Source organism: Niabella yanshanensis (assembly GCF_034424215.1).
Classification (GTDB): domain Bacteria; phylum Bacteroidota; class Bacteroidia; order Chitinophagales; family Chitinophagaceae; genus Niabella; species Niabella yanshanensis.
Genome location: NZ_CP139960.1, coordinates 1,139,089 through 1,160,823 on the forward strand (window position 1 = coordinate 1,139,089; position 21,735 = coordinate 1,160,823).

General features: G+C 40.2%; 13 protein-coding genes and 1 tRNA gene. 13 read left to right on the plus strand and 1 reads right to left on the minus strand.

What is annotated here, in order from left to right:
• The first annotated feature begins 215 nt into the window (after positions 1 to 215).
• The 9 genes from U0035_RS04265 to U0035_RS04305 all read left to right on the plus strand — a co-directional run bounded on the left by U0035_RS04265 (position 216) and on the right by U0035_RS04305 (position 15,152).
• Positions 216 to 290: transfer RNA gene (locus tag U0035_RS04265), tRNA-Glu, on the plus strand.
• A gap of 666 nt (positions 291 to 956) precedes the next feature.
• Positions 957 to 1,148, plus strand: coding sequence for a hypothetical protein (locus U0035_RS04270; RefSeq protein WP_114793289.1), 192 nt, complete (start codon positions 957 to 959; stop codon positions 1,146 to 1,148).
• Positions 1,149 to 1,635: 487 nt separating this feature from the next.
• Positions 1,636 to 1,917, plus strand: a complete 282-nt coding sequence (locus tag U0035_RS04275; protein ID WP_114793287.1) for a transposase — start codon at positions 1,636 to 1,638, stop codon at positions 1,915 to 1,917.
• A gap of 819 nt (positions 1,918 to 2,736) precedes the next feature.
• Complete coding sequence (locus U0035_RS04280; RefSeq protein WP_245957855.1) at positions 2,737 to 5,973, plus strand: SusC/RagA family TonB-linked outer membrane protein; 3,237 nt, start codon at positions 2,737 to 2,739, stop codon at positions 5,971 to 5,973.
• A gap of 65 nt (positions 5,974 to 6,038) precedes the next feature.
• Positions 6,039 to 7,901 carry a RagB/SusD family nutrient uptake outer membrane protein gene (locus U0035_RS04285; RefSeq protein ID WP_245957854.1) on the plus strand — a complete coding sequence of 621 codons (1,863 nt, stop codon included), beginning with the start codon at positions 6,039 to 6,041 and terminating at the stop codon, positions 7,899 to 7,901.
• 18 nt (positions 7,902 to 7,919) lie between these two features.
• A complete protein-coding gene (locus tag U0035_RS04290; protein WP_114793285.1) occupies positions 7,920 to 9,086 on the plus strand; it encodes a DUF5000 domain-containing lipoprotein in 1,167 nt (388 codons plus the stop codon).
• Between the two features lie 97 nt (positions 9,087 to 9,183).
• A complete protein-coding gene (locus U0035_RS04295) occupies positions 9,184 to 10,341 on the plus strand; it encodes a DUF4998 domain-containing protein (RefSeq protein ID WP_262510962.1) in 1,158 nt (385 codons plus the stop codon).
• 135 nt (positions 10,342 to 10,476) lie between these two features.
• The gene (locus U0035_RS04300) at positions 10,477 to 12,675 is read left to right on the plus strand and encodes a glycoside hydrolase family 43 protein (RefSeq protein WP_327138724.1); all 2,199 of its coding nucleotides are present in this window, start codon (positions 10,477 to 10,479) and stop codon (positions 12,673 to 12,675) included.
• 41 nt (positions 12,676 to 12,716) lie between these two features.
• Entirely contained in the window at positions 12,717 to 15,152 is a 2,436-nt protein-coding gene (locus U0035_RS04305) for a glycoside hydrolase family 2 TIM barrel-domain containing protein (RefSeq protein ID WP_327138725.1), read from the plus strand.
• 347 nt (positions 15,153 to 15,499) lie between these two features.
• Here U0035_RS04305 and U0035_RS04310 read toward each other — a convergent pair whose 3' ends face one another.
• Positions 15,500 to 16,372 (minus strand): helix-turn-helix domain-containing protein, encoded by an 873-nt coding sequence (locus tag U0035_RS04310; RefSeq protein WP_114788818.1) that lies wholly within the window; start codon positions 16,370 to 16,372, stop codon positions 15,500 to 15,502.
• Between the two features lie 289 nt (positions 16,373 to 16,661).
• Between U0035_RS04310 and U0035_RS04315 the strand changes: the two genes are divergently transcribed.
• The 4 genes from U0035_RS04315 to U0035_RS04330 all read left to right on the plus strand — a co-directional run bounded on the left by U0035_RS04315 (position 16,662) and on the right by U0035_RS04330 (position 21,589).
• A complete protein-coding gene (locus U0035_RS04315) occupies positions 16,662 to 17,012 on the plus strand; it encodes an L-rhamnose mutarotase (protein WP_114788819.1) in 351 nt (116 codons plus the stop codon).
• Positions 17,013 to 17,263: 251 nt separating this feature from the next.
• Complete coding sequence (locus tag U0035_RS04320; RefSeq protein WP_162817714.1) at positions 17,264 to 17,404, plus strand: hypothetical protein; 141 nt, start codon at positions 17,264 to 17,266, stop codon at positions 17,402 to 17,404.
• Positions 17,401 to 19,917, plus strand: a complete 2,517-nt coding sequence (locus U0035_RS04325; protein ID WP_245957621.1) for a SusC/RagA family TonB-linked outer membrane protein — start codon at positions 17,401 to 17,403, stop codon at positions 19,915 to 19,917. The genes U0035_RS04320 and U0035_RS04325 overlap by 4 nt, the downstream gene beginning before the upstream one ends.
• A gap of 70 nt (positions 19,918 to 19,987) precedes the next feature.
• On the plus strand, positions 19,988 to 21,589 hold the full coding sequence (locus tag U0035_RS04330) for a RagB/SusD family nutrient uptake outer membrane protein (protein WP_114788821.1): 1,602 nt from the start codon (positions 19,988 to 19,990) through the stop codon (positions 21,587 to 21,589).
• Positions 21,590 to 21,735 lie beyond the last annotated feature (146 nt).

Below are 21,735 nucleotides of genomic sequence, written 5' to 3' on the forward strand. Positions count from 1 at the left end.
AATTTACTTTGTTTAAAAGACCGGCCTGCCTGGTAGCGCTACACCGGCTACAACCCCAAACCTGTTATCGGCAAAGAACAGGATCTTGATGAGATTGCAAGACCCATAGCCTGAAACCTGCACCTATCCTTACAATTACTTTTTTATTAAAAATTTACCCGTTTAGTTACACTCTTCAACACAGCTCCCTATATTTGCACTCCCCAAACCAAGAAGCCGCGTTGGTCAAGGGGTTAAGACGCATCCCTTTCACGGATGAATCACGGGTTCGATTCCCGTACGCGGTACCAAAATGGGAGTTTTCAGTAGAATATTGAAAACTCCCATTTTTATTTTCAACGTATTTCCTTGAAAATTCGCAAGTTACCAAAACAAAACCATTGATTTTTTTGGTTAGATATTCGTGATTTTCGACATCATAATAAAAGCCTTCAGGAAACAGTATTTTTTGTATTTTTCGCTTATTTTCTAAACCGCTAAAACCACATAAAACACTAAGTTTTTTAAGTTTCTCAAGGGATTTTTCAAGCAAATTTTCGAGGTTAGATATTTTTCCCGAACAGGTATTGATTTCCTTATAAATTATTTGAATTTCACTGGTCAGGTGATCTAAAGTCAGTTCGCAAGTTTCCTTATCGATCTCTCCCAAACCCAGACGAATTGTCAGATCTCGCTTCTTTTTTTCAAAATCATTTAGACGTAATTCCAAGGAGCGTTCAGCTTCTATAACTTCATGTTGGAAATGTTCAAACAATTTCACCAATTGCATTTTAATTAACGGCTCCATTGCTCCAGGCAAAGTATACTTTTGCAACAGATCGAAAAACAAACCTTCGCCACCTCTTCTTTTAGATCTGGTAGTGGTATGGGCATTCAGGCTAACACCGGCGCATTTTAGGCACCTATAGTAACGGAGATTCTTTTTATGTACTAAATATCCAACAAGAAAATTCCCGATGGATAAAATTAATAGTGCTGTTGATGCATTAGTTAATGAAACAAATAAATTACCGGCTGACCAGCTAGTTTTAAGATTAGGGCTTGGTGTGATAAATATACCAGAGGACCTTTTTAAAAAACAAATAGAAAATATGGCAGAAGGAACCTTTTATCAGAACTTTTTTAAAGATAGAGTTTCTAAACTATGATTGGAAGAATATAAGCTATGAAAACGAACCTGATATTTATTTGAAAAAAATGAATAAGCTATTTATTGATAAAATTGGTATTCTTCCTTATTTTATTCAACAGCTAAAAGGAGAGCAATTTGGCTTCACTGTGTACAGAGTTCTCACATCCACCTCGTAATATGGCAACAAAGATGATGCGAGCCAATTTACCTCTATATCCAGTCTTTTATTGCTTGCCAAGTGCTAGCGTTGCAATGCTCGAAACCTTCCAAGACAATTATAATAAAGATAATGACAATAGGTATTTTATTTCCGAATGGAAGTTCAGAAAGGAGTACAATTACAATGTTGTTCCTTTTGTATATAAAAACACAAGCGAAAAAAATTTTTTTAGAAAGCTCGGAGAAAATGTATTGGTTCAACTTAAAAAACAATCCCCAGAGCTAACTTCCGAGGAACTTGAAGTCATACATGAATCTCTAAAGCTTCTATCATAGACGAAGATATGGTAGAACAGTGGATTCTACCTCATTTAAGCAAAGGAAAACGCGGCTTTAAAACAAGATGGGATTTAACCAAAGTGATTAAATTAATTTTAAAACGCATGAAGACAGGCTGCCGGTGGCGGGAGCTGAGTGTGAAAGAATATTTTGGGGATGATGGCCCCGGTTGGCAAACGGTGTATTATTATTTTCACAAGTGGAGTAATGACGGTTCATTTAAAGCAGCCTGGGTTCATTTACTGTCATTAAACAAAGGGCATATAGACTTTCAAGTGCCCAATTAGATGGTAGTCATACGCCCGCCAAACGAGGTGGAGAAGCGGCAGGTTATCAAGCGAAAAAGCCACCAAAACCAGTAACAGTCTATATTTGAGCGACAATACGGGACAGATGTTGGTAGTAGGAGCACCGAAGCAAGGACAGCATAATGCTTGTATGATATCGAATCTATCCTCAAAGAAATGATATCAGTTTTAGAACAGGCAGGAATTGATATGAATGTTTTTTTTAAAATACAGATCCCGGATTTGATAGTGAATCAATGCGACAATTATGTGAGCAAAACGGCATAGAACTAAATGCAAAAACGAATAAGCGAAATATTAACAGGATGATTTGGAATAAGATACTTTGATGAAGTGCTTTACAAGCAAAGAACAAAAATTGAACATGCCAATGCATGGCTTGATGCTTATAAAGCCATGCTGGTGCGGTATGAGAGGAAAATTACTACATGGATGGCTTTACATTGGCTCGCTTTTACTACCCTATTATATTCAAAAATTAAAAGTTTAAACAACTTTTCTATAACTCCAAATTGCATGGTTATTCTTATGGGAAGTTGCTCCTAAAGATAATTCCAATACTTTATTAATAATTGCATTGAATACCTTGAAGTCGGATTTGTATAATGCAAAGTCGTTTTACTGTAAAAAAAAACGCTGTGTGCTGTTTTACATTTGCGCATATAAACAGATTGCATATAGGAAGCGATTGCTTGGATAAATTGGTATAAAAATACTTAGCTCTGTTCTATATCTATTTTGTCCGCTTTTGACATATACTCAAACGAGATAAACTTAATTAACTAAATTAAAATTGAAATGCTTGTAGAAAAAATGAAATGTCTACTCTGTGGCAGAGGGCTGCATGTTATGCTTTCTTCTGCGGTTAAAGTTCACAAACTGTTCCATACGCTGGTTCAGTCTTTTGACTGTAAGTTTTTGAAAAGAGATAGCATATTGGTGTTGATGTTTCTCTTTTTGTTGCCGGACAATACCTTTTCTCAAAGTCAAACAGTATTCTCTGGTAAAGTAGTTGACAGTTTGAGCGGTTTACAGTTGGCTGGGGTTACGATAAGTGTAGACGGATCATTACAGGGAACCAGTACTAATACAGAAGGTGAGTTCTCACTTGAACTTGCGCAGAATAAGGCGACACTGATATTTTCATATGTTGGGTATATTGATAAAAAGATTACCCTGGACAAAGGTGTTCCAGCGCTGGTTCAGTTGAATATGATTTCCAATTCTATGGAGGACGTTGCTGTCGTAGCTTATGGAAGTCAAAAGAAATCAAGTATGGTTAGCTCAATTACTTCAATAGATCCGAAAGAATTGAAAGTACCATCAAGTAATTTAACAACTGCCCTTGCCGGAAGGTTAGCAGGTGTTATAGCCTACCAGAGAACAGGAGAGCCTGGATTGGACAATGCATCTTTTTTTATAAGAGGAGTTACCACCTTCGGGTATAAAAAAGACCCTTTGATTATGGTTGATGGTGTTGAGGTTACTGCTACAGATCTGGCACGGCTTCAACCAGATGATATAGGAAGTTTTTCCATTATGAGGGATGCTACAGCTACAGCATTATATGGCGCAAGAGGTGCCAATGGAGTTATATTAGTAACGACCAAGGCTGGTGCGGAAGGCCCGGCAAGAATTACGATACGTATTGAAAATTCCCGTTCTTCAAATACGCGAGATATTGCAATGGCAGATCCGGTGACATATATGAAGCTGCATAATGAAGCTGTATTGACGAGAGACAGATTAGGCATTTTGCCATACTCCAGCAATAAAATTGATAACACCATTTCAAATGTCAATCCTTATGTTTTCCCGGCAAATGATTGGCTGGGCCAACTAATAAAAAGCAGTACCAATAACCAACGCATGAATTTTAATGCGAACGGAGGCGGTAAAATTGCGCGATACTATATAGCGGGTACTTATAATAAGGATAATGGAATTCTGCAAGTTGATAAGCGAAATAATTTCAACAGTAATATTGCTTTGAAATCATATCAGCTACGATCCAATATTAACATAGATATGACCAAAACTACAGAAGTGATCGTACGTTTGTCTGGTAGTTTTGATGACTATAGGGGCCCTTTGGATGGAGGTAGTGGCGTCTATTCCAAAATATTACGTTCTAATCCTGTATTGTTTCCTGCTTATTTTCCAAGCGACCTTCAACCCACTACAAAACATATACTTTTTGGAAACGCAGATCAGGGAACCTATATCAATCCCTATGCGGATATGGTAAAAGGATATAAAGATTATTCCCGATCTACTATGAATGCCCAGTTTGAGGTTAAGCAAGACCTGAATTTTATAACCAAAGGATTATCGGCCCGGATGCTCTTCAATACGTCTCGTTATTCATATTTTGATGTATCCCGGTTCTATAACCCTTTTTATTACCAAAGTTATGGGTATGACAGGATAACTAATACTTACAACATTGGTTTGTTAAATGAAAATACCGCTACAGAGTATTTAAATTATAATGAGGGAGCCCGTGATATAAATACTGCAACTTATCTGGAAGCAGCGGCTAATTATAACAAACGTATCGGACGCAAAGGTGAGTTTGCAGGTTTACTTGTTTATCAACGCAGGCAACAACTTTTTGCTAACCAGGGAACCTTGCAGAAATCTCTTCCATATCGGAATCAGGGCTTTTCGGGCAGATTCACTTATTCATTCGATACCCGTTATTTGGTGGAAGCCAATTTTGGTTATAATGGATCAGAAAGGTTCTATAAAACAGAACGATACGGATTCTTTCCTGCTGCTGGTATCGGATGGTTTATTTCAAACGAAAAATTTTGGGAAAATATCAAACCTGTTGTTAGCAAACTTAAGTTGAAAGCAACGTATGGTATTGTTGGGAACGATGCGATTGGAAGTGCTGATGATAGATTTTTCTATCTCAGTGATATTAATATGAATAACACAGGTGTTGGCGCAACATTTGGTGAAAACCTTAATACATTTATTCCTGGTATAACAGTTAATCGTTATGACAACCGAAATATAACCTGGGAACGTTCTTACAAAACTAACTATGGAATCGAGTTAGGGCTGTTTCAGGACTTAGAACTTCAGGTGGATTACTTTACCGAAAAGAGAGATAATATTTTGATGGATCGTTCAGCAATTCCCGTCTCTATGGGTCTGACCGCTCCTGTTCGCGCAAATGTGGGAGAAGCTAAGGCGTTTGGAGTTGACGCATCAGCCAGCTACAAAAAGAATTTTACAAATGACCTTTGGCTTCAATGCCAGGGCAATTTCACATTCGCCAGGAGTGAATTTACAAAATATGAAGAGCCCCAATATGCCGAATCGTATAAATATCATACAGGGCAATCGCTCAATCAGGTATATGGCCTTATAGCAGAACGGCTATTCATTGATCAATATGACGTTGAAAATGCACCTAAACAAAACTACGGCCTGTATCAGGCGGGAGATATTAAGTACAGAGATGTGAATGGAGATGGACAGATCACAGATTTGGACCAGGTGCCTATAGGCTTACCGACAGTTCCTGAAATAATTTATGGATTTGGTTTTTCGACCGGCTATAAAGGAGTTGATTTTTCAATGTTTTTTCAAGGATCAGCCCGTTCGTCCTTTTGGATTGATGCAAGAGCGACAAGTCCTTTTATTACAGAAAATGTGTCGGGAACTCTTGCTCAAAATGCACTTTTAAAGGTATATGCAGACAATCATTGGTCTGAGGATAATAATAACATTTATGCGCTTTGGCCGCGTTTGAGTGACAATTTGATCCAGAATAATATTCAAACAAATACCTGGTTTATGCGCAGGGGTGACTTTCTCCGGCTAAAATCCGCGGAATTAGGTTACTCCCTCAGTGATAAGACGATGCGAAAATTACATATGAATACCTGCCGGGTTTACTTAAGTGGAACCAATCTGTTAAATATAAGCGGATTTAAGTTGTGGGACATTGAAATGGGAGGCAATGGCCTGGCATATCCCGTACAACGAGTAATCAACATAGGTTTACAAGTAGGTTTTTAAAATTAAAAGCAAATCACTATATGAAATCATATATATTCTATACTTGGGTTATACTTTTAGCATGCATGAGTAGCTGCAAAAGAGATTATCTTGATATTGTTCCGGATAATGTTGCAACAATTGAAAACGCATTTGCGAACAGAAATGAAGCCCAGAAATATTTGGCAACTTTATATTCAAAGCTTCCGCAGGAAAGCTACATTTATGAAAATCCGGGTTTATTGGCCGGGGACGAATTTTGGACTTATTGGCCTATAACATCTCTAAGCAGATTACCATCAACGCCTCAAAATATTGCCCGGGGAAATCAAGGTGTTAACGATCCCTTATTGAGCTATTGGAGTGGAACCCAGAATGGAAAGCCGACATTTATAGGCATTCGTGATTGTAATATTTTTCTTGAAAATGTAAGTAATTCTGATAAAATATCAGATTTAACAGCAGATATGAGACAACGTTGGATTGGGGAAGCCCAGTTCTTAAAGGCATACTATCATTTCTATTTGCTACGGATGTATGGGCCGATACCAATTATAGACAAAAATCTGCCGATAGATGCGACTACAGAGGAGGTTCGGGTTGAAAGACAACCTATAGATGAAGTAGTGAATTATATTGTTAAATTACTTGATACCGCTGCTTCTAACTTACCGGTGGTAATTCAGAATCGCACAACTGAATTGGGTAGAATAACTAAACTAATAGCACTTTCCACCAAAGCCAGAGTTTTGACAACTGCCGCCAGTCCGCTTTTTAACGGGAATACAGACTATAGGTCTTTTACTACAGAAGACGGCACTTCTTACTTTTCGCAAACAATGGATATTTCTAAATGGGAAAGGGCAGCAAGAGCATGTAAAGAAGCGATAGAGGCTTGTGAAGCAGCAGGTTTAAAGCTTTATTATTTTAATGACCCATTGGTCAATGTTTCCTCACGTGTTCGAAAGGAAATGGACATAAGGAATGCTATTGGTGAAAAATGGAACCAGGAACTAATTTGGGGCTTTACAAACGGAACGGGATCTTCAATTCAGGAGCAATGTATGCCAAGGCTGGATCCGAACCGGTTGAGTAATGAAAGTAATTTTGGGCAGCTTGCTCCAAGCTTTAAAATGGCTGAGCTTTTTTACACCAAAAATGGTGTTCCCATAAATGAAGACAAAACCTGGGATTTTGGTAACAGGCTGGAGTTGAAAACTGCCGCTCCGGCGGACTCTCACTATATTCAGGATGGTTATGTAACTGCGGGCCTCAACTTTGAACGAGAACCACGGTTTTATGCAAACATGGCTTTTGATGGTTCCCTTTGGTATATGCAGAACGGAACCTTTAAGGTACAGGCAAAGGCAGGCCAACTACAGTCGAGAAAAGCTGCTTTTGGGTATTCAATAACCGGGTATTTTACTAAAAAGTTAGTAAGCTGGAAATACGTTATTCAGGATGGTCAGGCACATTCTACCGAACAGTACCCATGGCCAGTTATAAGATTGGCTGATTTATACCTGATGTATGCAGAATGCTTAAATGAGTGGCAAGGACCTGGTGCCGCTGATATTTTACTTTACCTGGACCGCGTAAGGCTCCGTGCTGGTTTACCGGGGGTAATTGAGTCCTGGACAAACTTTTCTACTGATCCTGCCAAGTATTTAAATAAACAAGGGCTTCGTTCCATTATACATCAGGAAACGCTGATAGAGTTTGCTTTTGAAGGCCACCGTTTTTGGGATCTGCGCCGATGGAAAGAAGCCGCAACAGTGTTAAATACACCACAGTATGGATGGGATATTGAGCAATCGGATGCGGCTTCCTATTATCGTAAAAAATTGCTATTTCAGCAAAAATTTCAGGCGCCAAGGGATTATTTCTGGCCTTTACGGCAGTATGATCTTATTGTAAATCCAAATCTAATTCAAAACCCAGGTTGGTAAAATCTAAAACTACAGATTATGCAGAAGATACAAATATTGGCACTTGCGGGTATACTTGTTTTTACAAGCTGCAAAAAAGATAAGCTCGGACCTATCGAAAATAATGAAGCTATGCCGCAACCGGTATCTAACGTAAGTTTTGAAAGTATGCCCGGTGCGATAAAACTAACATACGATCTTCCTTCTAACTCAGATATATTATATGTTGAAGGAGATTATACTAATAAACAGGGTGACACTAAAAGCGTGAAGGCATCCTATTATACCAACAATTTAATATTAGAGGGCTTTGCAGACACTGACGAATATGTAGTAAATATCCGTACAGTCAGCCGCAGTGAAGTTCGATCTGAACCTAAGACTATTAAAGTTAGGGCATTGACACCTCCTGTCTTATCGATCTTCCAAACGCTTGCGGCCAGAGAAGACTTTGGGGGAATCAATGTTACTTTTTCCAATCCTACAGCAGCTGATGTGGCTGTTGTCATTTGCTATAAAGATTCAACCGGCGAGTTTGTGAATAATGAAACATTTTACACGAAGGTCAGGAATGCAAATTTTACCTCAAGAGGGTTTGAATCAAAACAAACAACGTTTGGAGTTTATTTGAGAGACAGGTGGAATAATTTAAGCGATACACTTCAGACGACAGTTACGCCAATTTTTGAGAAGCAATTGGATAAAGGGTTGTTCAGGCAAGTCTTATTACCAACAGATATCGCGGATGGCTGGGGGTTACCTATTCCTAATCTTTGGGACGGTAAGGTAGCCCCAGATGGCGTAATGTGGCATTCTGCTGACGGACAAATGCCGATGCATATTACATTTGATCTGGGGGTACTTGCTAAATTGAGCCGTTTTACTTTATGGCAGCGCTCCGGTTCCTATTTATACAATCATGGTAATCCCAAAAGATATGAAATCTGGGGGTCAGATGCACCGCCTGCTGATGGCAGTTGGAATAACTGGACGCTTTTAGCTTCATGTGTATCTGTAAAACCCTCTGAAAATTCACTTGGAGATAATACTGCGGAAGATATTGCAGCCGCTGCTTTAGGCGAACAAACCAATATTCCTTTATCGGCGCCTAAAGTTCGGTATATAAGAGTAAAAATACTGGAAACCTGGAGTGGTGGTATTGCTAGTCATATTTCTGAAATGACTTTCTGGGGCAATGCTCAATAACTAGCAAGTACAATCTCGTTAATAACAATTAAATGACAGAAGAATGCTTATAATGAATCTTAAAAACTTAGGCGTATGTGCCTGCCTGGTTTGCTTTATGCTGGTTGGAGCGAATAGCTGCACTAAATATGACGCTTACAATCAGTATATGAACGGAAAAGATTTAGTATATACTGGAAAGGCTGATTCAGTACGTACATTTCCAGGCAGAAATCGTGTGTTAATGCAGTGGTTGATAACCGCAGATCCTAATGTTAAATCAGCACATGTGTACTGGAATGGTGGTGCAGATTCAGTGGTGGTGCCTATAAAGCGTACGGTGGGCGTTGACACAATTCGCACCATGATTTCAAATCTTCCTGAAGGCAATCTTAATTTTCAAATTATAACATTTGACGGGAATAGTAACCATTCTGTAAAAGTAAATCATCAGGCATCAGTTTATGGTAATACCTATGAGGAGGCCCTTTTAAATCGGCTGGTTAAGCGGGCAGAAAAAGTAGAGTCTGACGTGCTCATATCCTGGTACGCACCAGATCAATCTGCCCTGGCAACAGAAGTGACATACTTTTCTGCTGAAGGACAAACAGAAAAAGTGCTGGTACCACCTGATGAAATGTTTACTACTCTTGCTAATTATAAAAGCGGCAGTCAATTCTCAATGCGAACTTTATATAAGCCTGAGCCCTATTCCATTGATACTTTTTATTCAACCAGTCAAGTCAAAAGTGTGATAGCAGATGTTACGTCCATATATTTAAAAAATCCTGGATTTTCTTTTATTTCTTCAGAACTAAATCCTGGAGGGCGGTTTGGCAATCTTAAAGATTGGGTAACAAATGATGCGGTTAAAAATCAGGGAGGTTTTGGTGGATTCGATAATATTCCAGGATATGGCACATTGTCGCTGGAATACTGGGGTACACCTCCGATAAGCAATGGAAAAATTTATCAAACGGTTAACCTTCCACCTGGGAAGTATACTTTTTCTGCAACGGTGCAGAATATTGATTTTGAAATTTCTTCCAGCTATTTAACTGCCGCTATAGGAAACTCGTTGCCTGACGTTGCATATTTCCAATCGGGTTTAGGCTATGCAAAGTTTACCGATAACTCTTTGAACGGAAAGGATATTGGCTTTAGCTTTACAATTAATAACGAAACCGAGGTGTCGTTAGGCGTAATTTCTACTATGAACTCAGGAACTCAAAGTCTGCGCCTAAAAGGTTTTAAGTTAGTATTTGAACCCCTTTAAATCCGGTCAGCTATTAAATCCATGATATGTTCCTTGGTTAGAAAAGAAGTTATATAACGAAACAATTCATGTTGAATTGATCAAAACGTTCATGCCCTTATTAAGTTAAAATAATTCGTCAATAATAATTTGCGTATGCCCAGATTCTCAAATAACACGGCCCTGGTATGTATTGTATTTCCAATCTTATTCCAGATTTCTGCAATAAAAAGTATAAAGCATAAAGTTCCGGAAAATCCAAATTTTATTTGTGAAAAATCATTTTGGGGGAGTTCTGATTCAGGCTACCTTTTTACTTATTTTACAGGTAACAGTAAAGAGGATGAAGCCATCCGTTTTGCGATCAGTACCGATGGCTACCATTTCCAGGCACTCAATAATAACCAGCCGGTAATAGCATCTTCAGCTATCAGCGCTACGGGAGGCGTACGTGATCCGCATATTTTGAGAGGCGCAGATGGTAAGACCTTTTATATGGTTGCTACCGATATGGTGTCTGCCAATGGCTGGGATTCTAACCGGGCGATGGTATTGCTTAAATCAACCAACCTGGTAAACTGGACCTCAGCAATAATTAATATTCCGCAGACCTTCAAGGCTTTTGAAAAAGTAAACAGGGTCTGGGCGCCTCAAACTATTTACGATGCTCAAAAGGGTAAATACATGGTTTATTGGTCGATGCGGGCTGGTAATGATCCTGATGTGATTTACTACGCGTATACTAATAAAGAATTTACAGCATTAGAAACAGAACCTAAACAGTTATTTTTTAGTCCGAACAACGGCGCCTGCATTGACGGAGATATTGTAGAGAAAAACGGCAGGTTCCACCTGTTCTTTAAAACTGAAGGCCAGGGCGCTGGTATAAAAGTGGCCGTTTCGGACAAACTAACGGAAGGATATACGCTGCGCGACTCCTATGTACAGCAAACCAAAGACCCGGTTGAAGGGGCTGGTGTGTTTAAGCTCAATGATGGCAGCGGGTATATTTTAATGTATGATGTGTATACCAAAGGGCGTTACCAGTTTACTAAAACAACAGATCTTGAAAATTTTAAAGTGGTGGATGAGCAGGTATCTATGAACTTTCATCCGCGGCACGGAACAGTGTTGCCCATTACCCGGCAGGAAATGGAGCGTTTAACGGCGAAATGGTTGAGTGTTGCGGATGTGTTAGGCTCCGCGCAATCCAAACAAATTAAAAAGAACAACATCGTGCTGGACACGGTGGCTAAGAAATTATGGTTGCCTGTTTTGGATAATACCGCACTCAACCCATTCGATCCGCAGTTCAAGAATTTCCCGGGGGTAAAGATCTCGGCGTCTGGCTCAGATTTTTCCAAAAAACCGGTGGCTTATACTGTTTCGATAACAGGCCGCAAGCCCGAGACCTGGCAGGTACAGGTATTACAGAACGGGAATCCGGTATTAGCCGGTTACTATGCTGATCCCGAGATCCTGTATTCCGAAAAAACCAAAAGGTATTATATCTATCCTACCAGTGATGGTTTTACGGGGTGGGCAGGCAATTATTTTAAAGTATTTTCATCAGCTGATCTCACTAACTGGAAAGATGAAGGCGTGATGTTGGATCTGCCCAAACAGGTGAGCTGGGCCAACCGCAATGCCTGGGCGCCCTGTATTATTGAAAAGAAGATTAATGGTCAATATAAATACTTCTATTATTTCACAGCAGCCCAGAAAATAGGCGTTGCCGTGGCGGATGAGCCAACGGGACCATTTGTTGATTCAGGCAAGCCACTGGTGGCAGCCAAGCCCGCCGGAATAAAAGGGGGGCAGGAAATTGACCCGGATGTTTTTACAGACCCTCAAACCGGCAAAAGCTACCTCTACTGGGGGAATGGCTATATGGCGGTAGCGGAGCTGAATGAGGATATGACCTCATTTAAAACGGACGCCCCTCAAATTATTAAGGTAGATAAAACCTACCGCGAAGGAACTTATGTTTTCTACAGGAAGGGAACTTATTACTTCATGTGGAGCGAAGATGATACCCGTAGCCCTAATTACCGGGTACGATACGGCACGGCTACCTCACCAACCGGCCCGCTGACGATACCTGCTGATAATATCGTGATACAAAAAAATGAAGCGGAGGGTATTTATGGAGCCGGTCATAACTCGGTAATACAAATTCCAGGAACGGACGACTGGTATATCGTCTATCATCGCTTTACTTATCCTAACGGTATAAAAATGGGCAGTGCTGCCGGGTATAACCGCGAGGTATGCATCGATAAGCTGGTATTTAATGCAGATGGCTCTATACGGCAAACGATTCCTACACATAAAGGAGTAACTGCCATAAAATAAAAATCAACAACTAGTTTCATTCATTCAATCAAAACCTTACAATGGCCCGCTTTCTTTTTCTCTTTACGCTCCTCGTTGCAACAAACTGCTTCGCTCAACCCGGATTTGGCGATGCTCATAAGATCAACAACGGTTGGCAATTTACTTTGAATAGTACAGACTCTGTAGCTGAAAAGCCCGCTCAGTCTGCGTCCTGGCAAACTGTAGACCTGCCTCATGACTGGAGTGTACGGCAGAAGCTGGACCCCAAAAATGCCAGCAGCATGGGCTACCTGCCCGGAGGCATCGGCTGGTATAAAAAAGACGTAGTAATACCCACATCGGATAAAAAGGTATACCTCTATTTCGAAGGAGTGTATAATCGCAGCGAGGTTTTGGTGAACGGGCAATCGGTAGGTAAACGGCCTAATGGCTATATCTCTTTTATGTATGATATTACTCCGTTTATAAAAGCAGGCAAGACTAATGAAATATTGGTGAAAGCTGATCATCACCGCGATGCGGATTCGCGCTGGTATACGGGATCCGGTATTTACCGGGATGTGTGGCTGGTATATGCCAACCCGGTACATATAGCGCAGTGGGGCGTTTACGCTTACCCGCAGGTAGCAGATGCGTCCGCTGTGTTGAATATTGAAACGGCTATTGAAAATAAAGATGCTAAAGAACAACAACTAACAGTAGTGCAGGAACTGGTAGGACCTGATAAAAAAGTGGTTGGCAAAAGCAGTACTGCTGTTACAGTGGCGGCTAATAGTTTGGGTAAAGCTGTTGCGGCAATAAAAGTGGCAAATCCCAAACTTTGGAGTTTAAACAACCCCACATTATATACACTGCGCACCAAAGTGCTTCAAGCCGGTAAGCAAATAGATGCATCGGTAACTACTACCGGTTTCAGAAAGCTCAGCTTTGATGCCAATAAAGGGTTTGCCTTGAACGATAAATGGATGAAAGTAAAGGGTGTTTGCCTGCATCACGATGCCGGTGTTTTGGGCGCGGCTATGTACAAAGAGGTTTGGCGCCGCCGTTTATTTAATTTAAAGGAAGTAGGGGTAAACGCTATCAGAACCAGTCATAATCCGCAGGCAACGGTGGTTTATGAATTATGCGATGAGCTGGGTTTACTGGTAATGGATGAGGCTTTTGATGAGTGGGAGTTTCCGAAACGTAAATGGCTGGAGGGCTGGAACGCGGGTACACCGGGCTACCAGGGTAATTATGATTTTTTCCCGGAGTGGGGCGAAAAAGACCTGGCGGATATGGTGCGCAGGGACAGGAACCATATTTCCATATTTGCCTGGAGCATTGGTAATGAGGTAGACTATCCCAACGATCCTTATTCTCACCCCGTTTTGGATGGCGGTGCGCAAACGGGGTTCACACAAAAAATATTCGGCGGCTATAAGAAAGATGCACCGGACGCGATGCGCCTGGGTGTGATTGCCAAAAAGCTGGCAGCTGTGGTAAAACAGTACGACCGGTCCCGCCCGGTAACTGCAGGCCTGGCCGGTGTTGCTATGTCCAACGAAACGGAATACCCGTCGGCATTGGATATAGCGGGTTATAACTATACGGAAAACCGTTATACCAGCGATCATAAAAAATACCCCAACCGCGTCATATTTGGTAGCGAAAACCGGCACGACCTGAGCGCCTGGAAAGCCGTTACAGATAACGAACACATATTCGGACAATTTTTATGGACAGGCATCGACTACCTTGGTGAATCGGGTAGATGGCCCTCGCGCGGCTTTTATTCAGGTCTGTTAGACTTTGGCGGATTTATTAAGCCAAGAGGCTTTTTCAGACAATCGCTCTGGGCCGAAAACCCGATGGCTTATATAGGTACTTACCTGGTAAAGGGTGGCAACAGTTCGCAGGATGTGCTCTCACAATCGGAGGGAAAGAAAGATGAGTATTTGTCGATGGACGCCTGGGCATCATGGAACTATAAAGAAGGACAAACTGTAAGAGTAGTATGCTATACGAATACAGCGAAAGCAAGATTGCTGCTGGATAATAAAGAGGTAGGAGCTATAAAAGAGTACGATGGTAAAACCGGTATTATTTATTGGGACATCCCGTTCAAGCCGGGAAACCTTAAAGTAGAAGGTTTGAATGATGCGGATAAAGTAGTAGATGCTTATACCGTTGCAACTGCCGGTGAGCCATCTGATTTACAAATCATAAATGAGAGTAAGAAAGATGACCAGATAAAGCAGGTAGCTGTGCAGATGGTGGATGCCAAAGGAAACCCGGTTTACACGGAAGACGCCAATATTACCTGTACTGTATCAGGGGGTGAGCTGCTGGGACTGGAAGCAGGTGATAACAGCGATATGGGCGACTATACCGATAACGTTCAAAGAACCTTCAGAGGCAGGTTGCTGGCTTATGTAAAAAAGAATCAAAAAGCGGGGCCGATTAAAATAACCTTTAGCACACCCGGCTTAAAAAGTGTAATGATAAACCTTTAATTAGGACCTGCTGTTTAACTCGGATGATTTCTGAATGTGTTACAAAACCGGAAATCTGCCATTCCGATAGCTATCGGAACACGAATAGTTTTTAAAAAGTAAATAAAACAACCATTTATAAGTGTCCTTTTTTTCGTTGAGGATGCAGCAATGCTTTTTTTGCGCCAAGAGTTTTGTTATTAAACTTCAAATTTGTTTGCAGAAAGATCATAATATCAACATAGAATTTTCGTAGAAAATACATTGTAATACTCTATTCGTGCCTGTCCGACTGGGTCATCCATGCGGGCATTCGTGGCAGTTAATCAGCAGACTCTAATTAATTGCGAGATTGAGACTTACTGCTCTTAAAAATGATTCTTAAGAGCATATTCACCAGGGGTTACCCGGGTTAATTTTTTAAAAACTCTAAAAAAATAAGGCAGGTTTTGAAACCCAATATCATCTGCGATTTGCGAAAAGGATTTTTTTGTTGTCATAATCAGATACTGAGCGCGTTCAATTCGCTTATTTTGAATATATTCCTTCGGCCGCTCTCCGGTATGTTTTGCAAAGATTCTCGAAAAATGGTCGATTTGCAAGTTCGCTCTTTGGGCTAAATGACTTACTCTAATATCTGATGAAAGGTTTATCTGTATGTATCTGATGGTATCTAATATGGTTGATGGTATTTTAGAAGTATAATCGGTTGTTAAATTGGTATGTGAAATAAACTGGGCAATTAATTGAAGCAGTATGCCCTGTGTTTCCATGAATTCGGCTTCTGATTGTTTGTTATTAAGATCCTGGTATTCCCGATAAAATGTGTTTTGTTCATATACTTTTGGATTGTCTGAACGGTATATTTTTCTATTCGGATTAATCTTTAAAAGCTGCTTAATACTACTTGCATATATTGATTGAGCTTTTATTTTAATAGGCTTCCTGTAATTTTGAAATAGTGACAAACCTGAAGGAGATTCCTCGAAGCAATGAATAAAATATTGGCTAAGGGTAGTTACGCATTCAAGATTACACAGCGTGAAGCTGGGAATAATATAAAAATATCCATCTTCCAGTTTTAGTTTCTCTTCAAAAGTGGAAATGAAACCTTCTCCCTCGTCAATGTAATAAATACGGATATATGGGCTGATTACGTTTTTGTAGTTCCACTTTTTGTTAAGTAGAACTTTGTCCACATGAAGCAGTGAAAAATTATGGGTTAAAACTCTTCTTGCCATTTTTTATTGCAATATACTATAAGGTTGTTATAATGGAAAGTCGGATTTGTATAGTTGAAAGTCGCTTTTATATATCTTTTCCAGGCTGATGGATTTTAAATTTGTCATCCAAGAGCAAGCGATCTGGATATTCCCTTTTTATTTGAAAGCTTCAAATCATAAATGTGTATTTACGAACAGCGCCTGGATATGCTTTGTACTTTTTCAAAAAGTGTTCAATGAATAACTTAACTAAGATTCGCGGATACTAAATAGGAAATCCCATTTAAACTATATTGATTTTAAAGCAATGAATTTTCAAGAGTATAAAAGATTTTATTTCGCCCTGGATTTAAAAGATGATCCGGCATTGATAACAGAATACGAACGGTGGCATAAAAAAGAAAACTCCTGGCCCGAGGTTATACAAAGCATAAAAGATGCGGGAATTGCTAATATGGAAATTTACAGGACGGGAAACAGGCTTATTATGGTAATAGAGACTACTGAAAATTATGATCATGAACGAAAGGCAAAATTGGATGCAGCAAATCCCAGGGTACAAAAATGGGAAGAACTAATGTGGACATTCCAACAGGCATTACCATGGGCGACCAATGGGGAGAAATGGGTGGAGATGAACCGGATATTTCAACTCTGAATATAATATCTGGACCTACTTTGGGTTTCTCTATTAATAAATGAAACGATTTTCATGCAGCAGGAACACTCGGCGATTGCTGATAATAACTCAATGGCTATTGATAAGTTTGGCAGTATAAGTCTAAATGATCCCCAATAGTTGAGATACTAACCAAATTCTTTGCTTGCCGATTTTAAATTAGTCGGATTTGTATATAAAAAAGTCGAATTTCCGTAGCGCTCCTATGTTCTATCCGATATAAATTTGAATTGCGAATTGTTTTGTCTTTTATCACTTCTTATAATGAAAAAACGGTGGCGCCGCCTTTTACAGCCCTTATTTTGAAAGCGATAATCGGGGATCTGGCCAGCCGGGGAATAATGGCGCTGGTATTACTATCAGAGGTATAGGCTCTTATGGTGCCGGTGGCGGTCCTCTGGTGCTTGTAGATGGTTTGGCTACCTCAATTAATGATGTAGATCCCAACAACATTGCCAGTATTTCTGTCTTAAAGGATGCATCTTCCGCGTCTATCTATGGTAGCCGTGCTGCAAACGGTGTAATTCTAATTGAAACTAAAAAAGGTAAAAGCGGGAAGTTTACCATAAGCTATAATGGATATGCGGGTTGGCAAAAAGCAACGAAATTGCCGGAGTTTGTTGAGTCAGCAGAATATGCAGCACTCAGAAATGAAGCCAGTTTGAATGCAGGCGGATCTAAAGTTTATACAGACGATGAAATACAAAAATTCAGAGACCAATCTGACCCTGACAATTACCCGAATGTACCACATTTCAAAAACCTCCTGACTTCCGGGTCCGGTTTTCAATCTAATCATTATTTAAGTTTTAGCGGAGGAAACGAGAGGAGCCGCTATGTTTTTGCAAGTAGTTATTTAAATGAACAAGGCATTGTAACAAAGAACGGATACGAGAGATTTAATATTTTATTAAACACTGAAAATAATATTACCAGGGACTTGACATTAAAAGTTAATCTTAATGGATATACATCCCGGCAAGGTTCTCCAAGGCAATACGATGGAGGGATGAATAGTATGATCAATTTTGCCCTAAGGGAAGGGCCCGTTTTTGCCGGGAAGAAATCTGATGGAACTTACGGATATCAGGACAACTATAGTCCCGAAGCCTGGCTTGCCAGTAATTCGTTCTTCAGAGGCAATAATAAATACTTTTTAGGTGGGGCTGAATTAGCCTGGAACATGTTCAAAGGATTTACTTTAAGTGGCAAGGTTGGCTACAGTTTCTCGAGCTCTTATAATAAAGACTATGCAGCCGATTTCCAGTTCGATCCAAACAAATATGTAGGCCCTAACAATTTATCTGTTACATCGGGGCAAGGCGCTCAATTAACATTACAATCAATAGCTACATATAACAAAGTGATTCAGCAACACGCTATAACCATATTGGGAGGCGTTTCGGAGGAGCAATATGAAGATTGGTTTATTTCCGGGTTCAGAAAAGATTTCCCTACATCCCTTCTTTATGAGTTAAACGCCGGATCTGCCACCGGGATGACTAATGGAGGCTCTGCTTCACAATGGAAAATGCGGTCTTATTTCGGCAGACTTAATTATTCTTTTGCTGATAAATATTTATTTGAAGCAAATATCCGGGCAGATGGTACGTCAAGATTCCCGGGTGCGGGCAGGTGGGGATACTTTCCTTCGTTTTCCGCAGCCTGGCGCTTATCAAAGGAGCGCTTTATTGCCGACAATATTGACTGGATAGATGAATTGAAAATACGCGCATCGTGGGGTACTTTGGGTAATCAAAATGTGGGTACTTATCCCTATCAAAATATTGTCGCGCTTGGTCAAAACTATTCTTTTGGAGGAGCGCTCAGTCCGGGTGCGGCAACAACGAGGCTGAGCAATGCGGATATAACCTGGGAAACTACTACCAGTACAAATATCGGATTAGATGTAGCCGTGTTGAAAGGAAAGTTAGGTTTGGTATTTGATGTTTTCGATAAAAATACTACAGGGGTTCTTTATACTGTAGCAACGTCGGCCGTGCTCGGAGTTTCAACTTCTCCTGTCAATATCGGTTCGGTTAATAACAAAGGTTTTGAGGCTACTTTGAATTATAATCAATCAATTGGGTCATTGAATTTATCGCTTTCCCCCAACTTTACCTACATCAAAAATAAAATAACCTCTTTGGCAAACGGACTGACTCAAAATATCGGCAGTGGTTTGTTTATGGGTCAGCCTATAGGCGTCATTTATGGTTACGAAGCGGACGGACTATTTGCAGATGCTAATGATATCAGTAGTTACCCTGCTCAACCCTATGCTGCTGAACCTGGATTTGTTCGTTACAAAGATATCAGTGGGCCAGATGGTGTTCCCGACGGAACCGTTGATGCTACCTACGATAGAAAAATAATTGGCAATACTGTGCCTAAGTATACCTATGGCCTTAACCTGGCTGCCAGGTATAAAAACTTTGATCTCTACGTGTTGGCTCAAGGCTTGGGAGGCCATCAAAAACAGATTGGATCATATGCTGCTTTTGCTTTTTATAACGGGGGCCAGATTCAGAGATGGCAGGTTGAAAACAGGTGGACCCCCGAAAGCCCCGATAGAAATGCTGAGTATCCAAAGCTAACTGCATTGAATATGGGTAGTGGTACCATAATGACTTCAACGTACTGGAATAGAGATGGCAGCTTCCTAAGGGTTAAAAGCTTACAAGTCGGTTATACTGTGCCAGCTTCAATAGTATCCAAAGCAAAACTCAGCAGGTTGCGCATCTACTTTAGCGGTCAGAACCTTTTTAATTGGAATCATTTTTATACAGGTTGGGATCCCGAAATGGGAATGGCTACGGGAGATAACTCAAGTTTTTATCCTTTAACAGCCATCTATACATTTGGAATTAACGCTTCATTTTAGATTGCCCTACAATAACTAATGTTACCTAAATTATAATCAAGTGAAAAAGAATAAAATAATAAACATAAAGATGCCGTGTATTTTAACCGGCATAGCATTAATAGCCTTTCTTTCCGGTTGTAATAAAGACTACTTTAACAAGCAGCCGCTTGACTCTATTTCTGATGCAACATTCTGGAAAACAGAAAAAGACGCTACGTTGGCGTTAACCGGTTGCTACAATATAGGGGCGGGTTGGACCGGAGAAAATTTTTGGATGCCCCGAGGAATTTTATATTTGGATTTAATGGCGGGCTTAGGTTCAGAAAAAGAACTCATTCCGGATCATATAACAGATGGTACATTAACGTCTGCTTATTGGGTAATAGGTTCTTATTGGAGTAACACTTATAATAAAATAGCCAGATGTAATAACTTTTTGGTTCATGTAGACCAAATTCCAATGGATGAAAACAAAAGGGAGATTATGAAAGCGGAGGTAAGAACTCTCAGAGCCTACGAATTTTTTAATCTGGCTTTATATTATGGAGATGTTCCCATGCCTCAAAAAATGCTAACAATACAAGAAGCTAATACTATATCGAGAACCCCCAAATCTGAGGTATGGGCGTTTGCAGAAAATGAACTTTCTAAAAGTTATCCTTTACTTCCTGCTACCCGGCCAGCTACAGAAACCGGGCGAATTACTAAAGGCGCTGCACTCGCCATATTAGGACGTGTTCTAATGGCCGAAAAAAAGTGGGCACAGGCAGCAGCAGCATATAAATTGATAATTGATGATAACAATTACTTGATTGATCAGAATGGCTTTAAGCAGTTGTTCCTACTTGCGGGGGAAGATAGCAAAGAGATTATCCTTGCTTCACAGTTTCAGGAAGATTTATACAGTCATGTGATGCTGCAATATCTATATCCTGAAACCTATGGCGGCTGGCATCAGTTTTCTCCTTATAACGAGCTGGTACAAACCTTTGAGTGTAAAGACGGGAAAACAATAGACGAATCGCCTCTGTATAATGCTAATACCCCCTATGATAACAGGGATCCCAGGCTGGATTATACGATCATGATCAACCGGCGCACCTCTTTTAAGGGAGTTTTATATATTTCTGAGCCAGGTTCTTCATCCCCCGATAGAATGAACAAATACAACTGGAGCGGTTATAGTATAAATAAATTTATGGATTCCACTTTTTCAGGAAACCTGGCAAATTATGATGGTAATTTTTCTATAATTCGTTATGCCGAAGTATTATTAAGTTATCTTGAAGCGAAGATGGAAGCAGGAGATCCTATTGATCAGGCACTGCTTGATGCAACAATAAACAAAGTTAGGGGGCGTTCGGGTGTTAATATGCCTGCCGTAACAGCAGTTGTACCCTCTGCTTTAAGGCCAATTATAAGGCGGGAACGTGTAGCGGAATTAGCTTTTGAGGGATTACATTATTTTGATATTCTTAGATGGGGAACTGCTGCAGCCGAACTGAACAGGCAATTCACTGGGATGAAGTTAACTAACGATCCGGCAAATTATAAGGATTACCCGGTCGATGCCAATGGATTTTTCATCTATCAAAAGCGGAATTTCAAGGCCGGTATTAATGAACTGTGGCCCATTCCTCAATCAGAGCGTGATGTGAACCCCAATTTAACACAGAATACAGGGTACTAGTATCATGCCAGGTATCATCTTTCGCCACAGAAAACACAGAGACACTGAATTTTTCTGTGTTTCAGTGCTTCAGTGGCAAGTTTTAACCGTCAGTTTATGCTTGACTTAACACGAGATATGTCGTTATATATATAATAATACAACGG